At 33.4% G+C, this 13172-nt stretch carries 7 protein-coding genes; 3 read left to right on the top strand and 4 right to left on the bottom strand.

All coding sequences use genetic code 11. The features are described 5' to 3' along the window. Positions 1-45: 45 nt before the first annotated feature. Together NKR20_RS03115 and NKR20_RS03110 are read right to left on the bottom strand one after the other, a co-directional pair. Positions 46-735 carry an S-layer homology domain-containing protein gene (locus NKR20_RS03115; RefSeq protein ID WP_253423503.1) on the bottom strand — a complete coding sequence of 230 codons (690 nt, stop codon included), beginning with the start codon at positions 733-735 and terminating at the stop codon, positions 46-48. 299 nt (positions 736-1034) lie between these two features. After that, complete coding sequence (locus tag NKR20_RS03110; RefSeq protein WP_253423500.1) at positions 1035-4112, bottom strand: S-layer homology domain-containing protein; 3078 nt, start codon at positions 4110-4112, stop codon at positions 1035-1037. A gap of 655 nt (positions 4113-4767) precedes the next feature. Between NKR20_RS03110 and NKR20_RS03105 the strand changes: the two genes are divergently transcribed. Both NKR20_RS03105 and NKR20_RS03100 read left to right on the top strand, forming a co-directional pair. Then, positions 4768-5256, top strand: coding sequence for a hypothetical protein (locus NKR20_RS03105; protein ID WP_253423496.1), 489 nt, complete (start codon positions 4768-4770; stop codon positions 5254-5256). A 436-nt stretch (positions 5257-5692) separates the two neighbouring features. Beyond that, the gene (locus tag NKR20_RS03100) at positions 5693-7165 is read left to right on the top strand and encodes a carbon starvation CstA family protein (protein ID WP_253423493.1); all 1473 of its coding nucleotides are present in this window, start codon (positions 5693-5695) and stop codon (positions 7163-7165) included. Between the two features lie 106 nt (positions 7166-7271). Here the strand turns inward: NKR20_RS03100 and NKR20_RS03095 are convergent, their stop codons facing one another. Further along, positions 7272-7415, bottom strand: a complete 144-nt coding sequence (locus tag NKR20_RS03095; RefSeq protein WP_253423490.1) for a hypothetical protein — start codon at positions 7413-7415, stop codon at positions 7272-7274. Between the two features lie 326 nt (positions 7416-7741). Here NKR20_RS03095 and NKR20_RS03090 point away from each other — a divergent pair, with 326 nt between their 5' ends. Further along, on the top strand, positions 7742-8323 hold the full coding sequence (locus tag NKR20_RS03090) for a transposase (protein ID WP_253423487.1): 582 nt from the start codon (positions 7742-7744) through the stop codon (positions 8321-8323). Between the two features lie 85 nt (positions 8324-8408). Here NKR20_RS03090 and NKR20_RS03085 read toward each other — a convergent pair whose 3' ends face one another. Continuing rightward, entirely contained in the window at positions 8409-13016 is a 4608-nt protein-coding gene (locus NKR20_RS03085; RefSeq protein WP_253423484.1) for an S-layer homology domain-containing protein, read from the bottom strand. Between the last annotated feature and the right edge of the window lie 156 nt (positions 13017-13172).

The raw sequence follows: 13172 nt of genomic DNA, 5'->3' as shown, positions 1-13172 counted from the left end.
GAGCTCAAAAAACGCCCTCATTTATGAGGACGCTTTTAGTGTAACTTATTCAATTCCAATAATCTCGAAGGAATCTCCCGTTTCATTTATCGCTCTGTATAAGAATGTCGCGAGTTGACCACGTGTTAAATTGCCATTTGGACTAAAAGTAGTAGGAGTTGTACCTGTCGTAATACTGTAATCTACTAAAGTTTGAATATAAAGTTTAGTATTTGTATCGCTAAGTTTATTCACATCAGTAAATTTCGTTTTAGCCGATCCAGCTAAATTAAGGTCAAGACTTAAAGTAAGCATTTTCGCTATTTGTGAACGTGTTAACAAGTTATTTGGTTTAAATTCATCCCCATATCCACCGATGATTCCGCGCTCATATAGGGCCGCAATTGCACCATAATATTTGTGACCTTTTGGAACATCTTTAAATCCTGGATTTGTTACATTCGTTGTATCCAAATTTAAAGCATTCGCAATAAATTGTGCAGTCTCACCGCGTGTAGCATTTTGATTTGGTTTAAAGGTTGTTGAAGTTATCCCCGCTACAATCCCTTCATTATATAATGAAACAATACCTTCATAATGGGAATATCCCGGCTTAACGTCAGTGAACGGGTTTTCTTGCTTTGCTAGTGCTGGAAGTTGCACGACTACTACTGCTGTAGTTGCAATAGCGATTGATGTAGCGGTGAAGAGTTTAAATTTCTTATTTTTTGTTTTTGAGGATGATTTTTTAGTCAATTAATATATCCCCTTTCTAAATTCTTATAGTTCACTTTACGTAACCTATTTCTTTCCTCGGTACATGTAAAACCGCGGTTGAAATGATTAATGAAATACCAAGGATATTTACTATATCCACTAAACTTACTATCTATGACTGGTATTTCAACTGTGTTTGTACACTAACAATTAGAATAAGCCTTGTGAATTTTTCACTACTTTAAAATCTTTGCAGGATTTTAAGAAGTGATGACTCACAAGGCTTTATTCCACTCCTTTTACTAGAAAACTAGTTTATAGAGGAAGTTTATTTCATATTATTTAGATTCAGTAATTGTAATTTTATTATCGTTACCTTTTTTAATTACATATACAGCTGAATTTTTCACAGCATTACCTAAAACGTCAGTTAACTCAGCTGCTCCTTCTGGTAAAGCAAATTGAATATTAACACCGTTAGTTAAGTCTAAGTCAGTTGCATCAATTTGTACTTCAAACGTTTTACCATCTTCTAAAAGTTTAGCAAATTGATTAGATGTATTAATTTGGTCAGCATTCACTTTAATATTTTCAGTACCAACTTTAAATGCGTTGATGTAAGCAAATGCTACCCCTTTACCAGCTACTAATTTATCAATTGAATCTGCATTTTTGTTATTGAAGTATAATACATCATCAAATGATACGTTGAATTTTAAGATATTTTCTTCAAGTTTAATTTCTGTTGGTACAGCAAATTTTGGTGCAGTATTGTCTGTTGTAAATGCAAATTTCCAATCGTTTTCGATTGTGAAGTTACCTAATAATTTTGGATCTACGTTAGTAGCACCATCTTTAGCTGTAACATTGACTTTAATTGCTGATACAAAAACATCAGCTGTTCCGTCTACTGTTGTAGAGAAATTTAAATTATCTGCAGTAGAGCTTGCTACAACACTAGTATTGTTAGAAATATAGTCTAAACCAGTAATTGCTACATCTACATTTTCATTTGCAGTAAATTGAATTAATTTATCTAATTCAGCTTTAACAGTTGTTCCACCTTTAACTGTTAATTTATCTTTTACAAGTTTAACTGTTGGTGCAACACCATTTTCAGTAACTGTAAATGTTTTAGTAGCAACTGTTAAAGTCCCTACTTTAGCTGTTAATGTATATGTTTGACCAGCTTCAAGAGCACTTGAAGAAATAGTTTGACTAGCTACAGATCCATTAGAAGATGCAGCAGTAATTACTTTGCCATCTTTATCTGTTACAGTGAATGTAGCGCTTGTTGGTGTTGTAGCTAATGTACCATTAGCATCTTTACCATAAATTGCAACTGTCATTTGATTTTCTGTTACTGTAGCAGTTTTACCATCATCTTTAGTTTTTAAATCTTCTACGAAACCTTCTACAGTGTAGTCAACAATTGTTCCTACTTTTGCTACTTTAACTGCAATTGTTTTTTCAAGTGTACCAACTGTTAATGTAATTGAAGTCGAACCTTCTCCAACAGCAGTGATTGTTACTGTTCCATCAGCTACATTAGCTTTTGCAACTTTTTCATCTGCAGTTGTAACTTTTACTTCAGTATCTTCTGAAACTGCAAATTCATTACCAAATTGATCTAACGTTTTATATGTTACTTCAGCATTATTACCACCTAAAGTTAGGTTTGCTTCAGTTTTTGCTAGTTCAATAGTAGTTAATTTTGCAGCCGCTGTAACTGTTAATTCAACAATTTTAGTATCAACTACTTTACCGTCTACTACTAATTCAGCTTTAACTGCAACTTTACCTTCTTTACGAGGAGTAACTGCACCAGAGTTTTTATCAATTACTGCAACAGATGCATCTAATGATGTATATTGAACTGTAGCACCATTAACTGGTTCACCATATTGATCTAAAACTTGGAATTTAACAGCTTTATTTGTTGAACCTAAAGCTACTGATTTTTCTGCTTTAAAATCATCAGCAGCAAAATTACCTTCTCCAACAGTCCAAACTGAATCTAAAGAAGTAGCAACAGGTGCTGCTTTTGTAGAAACAGTTACACGAGATGATTCCGCAATTACTTTACCATCTTTTTTAACAGATAATTTTAAGAATGCAGAAGTAACATCGTCTTTCCAGTCAACTGTTACCGCACCATTTGAATAAGAGAATACGTTATTTTTATCAGACTCAATATCAACAGCTGTAAAAGCAGTGATATCTAAGCCATTTTCATCTAATACTTTGTAAGTAAGTTTACCGTTATCAGCAACCGTTTGTGAAGCTAATTCGATAGTTTTTGGTTGACCAATTACAAAGTTAAATGAAGATGCAAATGTTTTACCAGCTACTTTTGTCGCAACTTCATAAGTAGAATTTGATTTTAAAGCATCAAATAAAGTTACTGTTGCAGATTTTTTATCTTGTGCTAATTTGATTTCTTTAACGTAAATTTTTTCGCCTGTTTTAGTGTCAGTTACTGTAATATCATCGATTTTTTCTACTTCTTTATTGAATTTAACTTCAACTGTCGTAGTGTTAATAGCTTTAACTGAATCGACTTTTAATTCTTCAACTTCGTATGTAACAGTAGCTGAATATTCTTTCTCATCAATTGTAAATGTAACTTCAGTTGCTTTATTAGCTTCTAAAGCTTTGTTTAATTTAACAACGTGAGCTGTATCATCAGAAAGAGTAACGTTTAATGTTGTAGCATCTACCACTTGTACATTTTTAACAGTTAGCTCAACTTCTGGTACTTCTAATTCAACATTAATTGCACGGTATAAGAATGATGCGAATTGACCGCGAGTAGTTGAACTTTTTGGATTGTAATTAGGAGTTTTAGTAATATCGAAGAAATCTAATACATCGATAGCACCTTGTTGTTCTTTAGATGCTGCATCTAAGTCAATAACTTCTCTTTCGAAATCTTGTTCAGCTACAAAACTTACTAAGTCAGTTCCGTTTAACGCATCTAATGCACGAACAACCACAAGAGCCATTTGACCACGAGTAATTTTGTTTGCAGCGTTTAGATTGTTGTTTGAACCTTGGAATACACCAGCATCTTTAACTAAAGCAGCATATTCTACTAATTCTTGGTCTTTATAGTTAACAGGAACATCGGTGAAACGTTGTTTTGTTTTAGCATCTGCTGGAACTGAGTAACCTTTAGATACTAAGTATTTACCTAATAATTTAACAACGTCTGAACGAGTTAATTCTTTGTTAGGTTTGAAAGTACCATCTGGATATCCGTTGATAATTCCTTGATCTGCTAAAGCATTGATTGCTTGTGCGTGACCGTTGTTTTCTACATCAGTAAAGCCTGCAGCAGAAGCCACTGGTACGATTGCAGATGCTACTAAAGTTGCTGTAGCAGCTGTTGCTACGAATTTTTTATATTGTGTCATAGAGAAGTTCCTCCTAAAATATCAAATAGTTAATATTCTTATAAATGTTATTGTTTAGCACAATAACTATTTTTATTATAGTAGTAGCATATGTTGGTTGTCAAAGGAAAATAATAGATTGGTATATATTACTGTTTTATTGGTTTATTATTCTAAAATTTCCGTTTTATATCAATTAAATGACATTATTGGCTACCGCCTTCTATATATCGGAATAATTTTTACATTCTTTACGATATTGTTTCAAAAAGTATTAACCCTATTGATTTTATCATATTTTTGACATTTAGTAGATTATCAGTTAATTTTAAAAAAATAACAAGAGCACAAGTGTGATAACTTGTGCTCTTGTTATTGGGCTACCAACCTATTTTCCTTGCACTACTGTAAAAATATAGTTATAGAGGAAATATTCTTTTACAATTTTAGTCTATCACTTCTTTATTAAAAGAACAATGATTTGATTTTGTACTATTTCATAAAAAAATAGATTTAATTGTAATTTTTTGTCACATATGTAACCTTGAGGCGTAATATTCAGACTTTTTACTTTGAAAAATAAAAAACTACAGGAACATATAAATCAGATTATGAAAACATATACTACTATCGAAATTCATCATAGGATGAAAATTTATAGGGAGGTGTTGAAAAGATGTCATCTTACGACAGTTATCCAGCTGAGTTAGATTTGTTTCTTGGAGGACTACTTGTTACATTCGGGATATTTATCATACTCTTTGCAATTTTAGCTTATATCTTAACTGCCATTATTTATTATAAAACTGCTCAAACAAATGGATTACAGGACATTGCCTTTTGGTCATGGATTCCACTTTTAAATGTATATGTATTATTTGCATTAGGTTCTACGAAAACAACATTAGAAGAAATTAAAAAGGACGCAATTAAATTTACGATTATTTATTTCGTACTTGCCATTATTTCGATCATTCCAATCATTGGGTTCCTAGCATCAATTGCAATGATGATCATTGCAATTTATTACATGTACCGTATACTTTATCGATGGACTGCTGATTCAGGAAAAGCCATCCTATTTGTCGTTCTTACATTCATCACAGGTGGCCTGTTCTTTATGATTTACGGACTCATTATGATGAAAAAACCATTCTTGGCTTAAATAAGTGCTTCAGAATTGTTTGTGTACCCGGTACACAAACAATTCTGAAAACTTACTACAATTTCAACTAACGCATGTATTTTCAGCAGTTTCTTCTATTATAATAGTATAGCTTTCACATTCTATTTGAGTAGTATTGCTAAAAAACCTATGTACCACGAATTATCGTGCCTCATACTCCTCTCCCATTTGATACGAAGAATTAGTTCCACTTTCACCTTAAGTAATGCTTTTCTGATATTTTAGAATGACAAAGATGGACAACTCTCTAAATCATTTTCTTCTATTATATAAGGAAGTTTCATATTAATTAGACAAGACTTAAAAGATTACTCAACTGTTATATAAAAGTTATTGCTGTTCTATAACATAATGTGATAACATCATTATTATAGTAAATATTGTGAAAATTTAAATAGTATTGGAGGCTAACAGAATGGTTACCTTTCTAGTCTGTATTGCTTTATTAATTGTCGGTTTTTTTACTTACGGCAAATATGTTGAAAAGGTATTTGGTGAAAAGCCAGATCGACCAACTCCAGCTTATGTGAATGCAGATGGAGTTGATTATATTCCGATGTCCACACCGAAAAACTCACTTATCCAATTATTAAATATTGCTGGTACTGGTCCAGTATTCGGTCCAATTGCAGGAGCATTATATGGCCCTGTTGCATTCATTTGGATTGTAGTTGGATGTATTTTCGCTGGGGCTGTACATGATTATTTAACTGGGATGATTTCAATCCGAAACAAAGGCGCTCATGTTCCGGAACTAGTTTCGAAGTTTTTAGGGAAATTCATGAAACATGTAGTAAATGTTTTTGCTCTTTTATTATTGTTATTAGTTGGAACCGTTTTCGTATCATCACCTGCAATGTTAATTAATAATTTACTAGAAGGTGATGCATCTACATTAACTATCATTGTTAGTGTAATTTTCTTATATTATATTTTAGCTACACTTTTACCTGTAGATAAAATTATCGGTCGACTTTATCCTTATTTCGGTGCAGTTTTAGTAATTTCTGCTCTTGGAATCGGTTTAGGTTTAATTTTTACAGGAGCACCAATTCCTGAATTAACGTTCACGAATATGCATCCAAAAGAATTACCGATTTTCCCATTATTATTCTTTACGATTACTTGTGGTGCATTATCTGGTTTCCATGCAACGCAAACACCAATTATTTCTCGTACGACTCAAAATGAAAAACAAGGTCGTAAAATTTTCTACGGTATGATGATTGCTGAAGGGATTATCGCCATGATTTGGGCTGCTGCTGCTATGAGTCTATTTGATGGATATGATGGTTTAAACGAATTACTAGCTGCCGGTGGTCCTGCAGCGGTTGTTAGCGAAGTATCATTGTTAATGATGGGTTCAATTGGCGGAACAATTGCCATTTTAGGAGTTATAGTTTTACCAATTACTTCTGGAGATACTGCATTCCGCGCAGCACGTATGATTATTGCTGAGTACTTTAAATTTGGCCAAGCTAAGTTACTAAGCCGTTTGTGGATTGCAATTCCGCTCTTCATTATGTCTTATGCATTAACAAAAATTGATTTCCAAATCTTATGGCAATATTTCTCTTGGGCAAACCAAGTAACTGCGGTCATTGCATTATGGGTTGGAGCGATGTATTTATTCCTAGCTAAGAAAAATCACTGGATTGCTACCGTTCCTGCAATCTTTATGACGTATATGGTTATTGTATATATCTTATTTGAACCAACAATGGGATTCGGAATACCGCTAAATGCATCCTATATTGGTGGTTCAGTTGCTACAATCGCTCTTGTAGCAGTCTTCTTCATCTCTGCACACAAAAAACGCGGCACATCCTTCTTACTTGATGAAGATGTATCTGGGTATCAAGTGGCAGCTGGTTCTGAAAAGAATTAGAAATTAGTGTACCCGGTACAAAAACAATTCTGAAAACTTTATACAATTCATTTAGGCGTGGGAGCTCCCACGCCTTTTTATATGTTGTATAAAAGCCGAGAAATGTTTATTCTAATGTTTTACCAAAGCTATTTTGATTCTCTAATACAGCATTGTCATAAGCAATTAAAGTTACTTCTAATTTATCCTCTAGTTGTTTTATTTCCTTGAGTTGTTCTTGATTTAGTTCTGCAAATTTTGTCTCTTCCAAAGGTATCCCTTCCTTTTTAAAAGTATCGTTTTCAGTATAAGAAATTCATTGGAATTTATACTTTGATTTGTTAATGTACCCGGTACACAAACAATTCTGAAAACTTTGTACAATTCTCTTAAAATACAGTCAAAATATTTTTTTGAGGCAGGTTATTATACTATTTTTTTATTTTAGGTGTGATTTGTACATTAAATTTGCAATTTGATACTATTTGGAAAATATACAGAGATAGACACAAAGTGATTAGAAGAATATTTTTATATTAAGCTATTGCATTATTTTTATACGAATTTTCAAAGTTAAATAAGGAAGGGGTTTTAGTTATGCCGAGAAATACACGAATGTGGCATCCTGATGTATTTAATCATGTTGTTTCCCGAGGTAATAATCGCCAAAATATTTTTCTTTGTGATCGAGACTTTATAGAATTCTTTCGTGTGCTTTCTTATACCTACGAAAAATATCCATTTATCATCACATCTTTTTGTTTAATGTCTAATCATTACCACTTATTACTACAATCACCAGAAGTTCCGCTAGGTAAGGTTATGAGAATTATTAATCATCGTTATGGTGATTATTTTAGAAAGAAATATCATTATACTGGTCACCTATATGAGAAAAGATACTATTCCGAATTAATCACAACTCCTAGTTCGATGATTAGGGTTAGTAGATATATTCATCGAAACCCTATTAATACAACAACCCCAATTGTACGTAAACTTGAACATTATCGCTATAGCAGCTATGTATTTTATAAACACAATCAACCTTGCCCATATCCATTCTTCGATACTAAGCCACTTTACGATTGTTTTATTTATCCGTTTCTCCAAACCAAAGAACACTACTTCGAATATTGCGAAACAAATAAAGAAGATGAAATAGAGCTTCCACTCTAAACATAAAAAACCGAGTTCAATCTCTCAAAGATTGAACTCGGTTAAATTGTATACAATTGTCAAAATTGTTTTTGTACCGGGTACATTAATTTAAATAATACTGAATTTGCCCTGGTTTGATTTTTTCTACGTCTACATTAGTCGGAAATTCACCAGTAACAGTACCTTGATCCTTAACAACCCAAATTGTTGGTTTCCCATGAGCTTCAGTTGTATTAACTAAAGTACCTTTAATATCGAGTACCGATGCAGATAGACTAGCAGCTGTACCTTTTGATACTTCAATACCACCAAATTCATTACCCGATACTGTTGTCGAACCAGTTAATTGAACATCTGATGCATTTATTAATAAAGCTGCATCTGCTTTTGTTCCTGTGAAGTTATTAAGAACTACATTTTTCGCATTATACACTTGAAGCGCATAAGCACCTTGCCAGTCAGCTTGTTCAGTTAAAGTAACTGTTAGATCATTGATTGTTACATCGTCTGAAAGTACTGCAATTCCGTGACGTGTACCGTCTGAAGCTGTGTTAATTGCATCATTGAAACTAATTGAATGATTATTACCATTAACTGTAACAGAGCGTCCAATAACGATTCGTTTTGCTAAATTATCTAAATCAGCATTTAGGTTGATAGTTTTAACTTTATCGTCTTCTAATGCTTTTTCGAAAGCTTCAACACTTGCAACATTTGCTATTGTTGCAAATTCTGCATTTAGATAATACTGTACTTGTTTTTCTTTTACATTAGCATTTTCAAATAGTTTTGTTTCCACTCCAACTAGAGAACCAGTAATTTGATCTTCCCAAATAGTTGGTAAACCGTAAGCTTCAGTGCTATTTACGAAAGTCGCATCCTTTACATCAAGCTCTGGTTTCGATGTTAAGTTTTTACCTTTTGACGACTCAATACCACCGAACTCATTTCCGCTTACATCAATTGTTCCAGCTAGTTTTACCTTCGAACTATTTACAAGTAACGCTGCATCCCCACCTGTTAATTTGATGTCGTGAATTGTTACATCTGCTGTGTTGTAAACTTGAATGATGTAGTTTGAGTTCCAACCGTCATTATCACCAACAAATTCAATTGTATGGTTAGCACCGTTAATTGTTACTGGGCGATTAACTAGGATACGTTCTGAAATTTCGAGATTAGCTGTTAGATTAATCGTTTTTATTCGGTTGTCTTCTAACGCATCCTCTAATTCTTCAACATTTTTTACATTTGCAATTGTTGTAGAATCAATTGCTTTATTTGCATCTAGATAGTATTGGACTTGTTGAGCTACAACTGAATCATTTGTAGTAAATACATCCCCATTTTTTACAGTTTCAGTTACTTTATCTTCCCAAACTGTTGGTAAACCATATGCCTCTGTGCTATTTACGAAAGTAGCATCATTCACATCAAGCTCTGGTTTTGTTGTTAAGTTTTTACCTACTGATGACTCGATACCACCGAACTCATTTCCGCTTACATCGATTGTTCCAGCAAGTTTTACCTTCGAACTATTTACAAGTAATGCAGCGTCTCCACCTGTTAATTTGATGTCGCGAATTGTTACATCCGCTGTGTTGTAAACTTGAATGATGTAATTTGAATTCCACGTATCTTTTGCATCACCTTCAAATGTGATTTTATGGTTAGCACCATCAAGTGTAACTGAATGATTAACTATGATACGTTCAGATGTTTTTATATCATTTGCTAATTTAATAGTTTTAATTTTGTCATTGGTTAATGCTATTTTTAACTCTTCAACAGTATGAACATTTTTAGTAGATACTGCAGTTTCAGATAAGTAGTATTGAGTTTGCTCTGAATTAATAAGTGTGTCTACAGTTGTTGGAACGTCCCCATCAACAGAACCTTGTCCATTTACTACCCAAATTGAAGGTTGTCCATATTGTTCTGTTGTATTTTCAATTGTACCTGTTACAGTCAATTTCGATTGATTTGATAATCCCGTACCTTGAGAAACTTCAATTCCACCAAATTCGTTACCTGAAATAACCGTTTTCCCTGTTAATTCAACAGTTGAACCATTCACAAGTAATGCTGCGTCCGCATTTGTTCCTGAGAAGTTATGAAGTGTTACATTTTTCGCATTATACACTTGTACTGCATAGGCACCTTGCCATTCAGCTTTTTCTGTTAATTCTACAGATAAGTCTTTAATTACTACATTGTCCGAAGTAACAGCGATTCCGTGACGAGTACCTTTTGCTGCAGTATTAATTTCATCAGTAAAGCTAATTGATTTTCCATTACCATCGATTGTAACTGGACGATTAATTACGATTCGCTCAGATAGGTTTTCAATATCAGCGCTTAGCTTGATAGTTTTAATTTTGTTATCAGCTAATGCTGCATTTAACTCAGCTATGCTTGAAACCGTTGCGACTGCTGGATTTACCACATTTGCTGGGTTTAAATAGTACTGAACTTGAGTTTCTACTACTTCATTACTATCTGTTAGTTTTGTTCCCGCTCCAACTACCGATCCAGTAATTTTATCTTCCCAAATTGTTGGTAAACTGAAAGCTTCTGTTGTGTTCACGAACAATGCATCTGTCACATCTAATGACGGTTTCGCTTCAACACCTACACCATTCGATACTTCGATACCACCAAACTCGTTGCCACTTACATCAATTGTTCCAGTTAATTTCACTGTAGAGCTGTTTACGAGTAACGCACCATCTGCATTTGTTCCTGAGAAGTTATGAAGTGTTACATTTTTCGCATTGTACACTTGTACTGCATAAGCACCTTGCCATTCAGCTTTTTCAGTTAAAACAACTGATAAGTCCTTAATTGTTACATCGTCTGAATGTACTAAGATTCCTTGACGTGAACCATATGTCTTAGTATTAATTTCATTAGTAAAACTAATTGTTTTTCCGTTACCATTAATTGTAACTGGACGATTAATTACAATTCGCTCAGTAAGATTTTCTAAATCAGCATTAAGTGTGATAGTTGTGATTTGATTGTTTGCTAATGCCTCATTTAAATCAGATAAATTTGAAATCGTTGCGACTGCTGGATTAACTTCTTGGTCTCCATTATCACCACCCGGAGTTCCGCCATTTCCTGGATTTCCACCATTACCAGGTGTGCCAGTGTTGCCACCATCATTATTTCCAGGGGAACCGTCTCCACCTTGATTACCACCATTATTACCTGGAGGCACAACAACTGTACCTGATTTGTCTACAACTTGTTCAATTTTTTCTTTTACTATTTCATAGTCATTAATAATAGTAGAAATATCTGAATCAGTTGGAACAACTAATTTTTCAACAGCAACATTCTCACCAAGAGAAACTTTTGCATTCGCATTAGCTACGTCAAGTTGTTTTACTGAACCTGTTACAGCTAAATCAAGATTAGTAGCTTGTTGTACATCCATATTATCAATAGATGCTGAACCTTTAATTTGAAGTGTTTCAGATTCACTAACTGTTACTTTTTCAACATTTGCAATTAATTCGATTGATGATACGTTAGCAGCAACTTTTAATTCTGGTAATTTGTTGTTTGAAGTAATCACAACATTGTTACGTTTAGTAATGATTGCTTTAACTGTAGAATTTGATAAGTTAACTTTTGGACCGTTCACAGAGTTAGCAACCATATTTAATGAAGCTAATTGTGCTTGAGCACCTTCAGCAATCACTAATTCTCTTTGAATATTTAAGCTATTTGCATCAAAGTTGTTAGCAACTGTGCTTGTTAAAATGACATCTTCGTTAATAGTCATATTTTTAAGATTCGTAAAGTCCGCATTCACTGTTAAATTACCATCAATTACTGCATTTTTACCATCAAGGACAACAGGATTTTCCTCTGAACCAGAGTTATTTAAAGTTAATGCTTTGATCGCTTTTACTTGACCTTTCGAAATAACAGCTTTTACAACCGCGCCTTCTAAAGCAGAAGCGTTTTCTGAGTTAAAGATAGGTAGAGATGTTCTAAATTGACCTTCAGCCGTTATAATTTTACCACCTTCGATATCTTTAATTGTGAATGTTACTTCTTTTTCAATTCTTTCTGCACGCACAGCAAAAGCAGCCATTTGACCCCGTGTTACATGAGATAAACCTTCGAATGTTGTAGACGTTCTACCAGTTGTAACTTTATTTTCATATAATGCTGCAATAAAATCTTTATAGTAATCATGCATATCTGTAAATGGTGCCGCGCTATTTGCTTCCAATCCAAAACCAATTGTAAGCATTTTTGCCATATGGTTACGTGTGATTAACTCATTCATGCGGAATGTGTTGTCTGTTGAATAACCATTAATAATGCCAGCGTTTTGTAGCGCAGCAATTGCGCCGTAGTATTCATGTCCTTTTTTAACGTCAACAAAACCTGGGTCAGTTACATTTTCTGTATCCAGTTCTAATACTTTCGCTAGAATTTTAGCTGCTTGTCCACGTGTAATTTCTTTATATGTACCAAATGTGTTATCCGGGAATCCTTTAAGAATTCCGCGTTGAGCTAAGTTCATTATGTCATTATAAAATTGATTTTTTGTTGTTAAATCTTTAAATGAAATGGTAGTTTGCGTTTCTTCAGCTTGTGATACGCTTGGCGCAACAACAACACCACTTGAAACGACAACTGCAGCCGCAACTCCTGCTTTAAAATATTTGTTCACATTTTTATTACACATTAATAAATTATCCCCTTTTCGGTAGATTTTTATAGTTAGAGTGAATTCTAACCAATTTTCAGTTTATAATAGAAATCTATCATTTGATACAGGAAAATAATTCATGTAATAAAAATATATCATTTGTCATTAAAAAGAAAAACCTAACTCAATTTC

Source organism: Ureibacillus endophyticus, from assembly GCF_024159215.1.
GTDB lineage: Bacteria > Bacillota > Bacilli > Bacillales_A > Planococcaceae > Ureibacillus > Ureibacillus endophyticus.
Note: the sequence above shows the minus strand (reverse complement) of the source record. Positions and strands in the feature narration are given on the sequence as shown.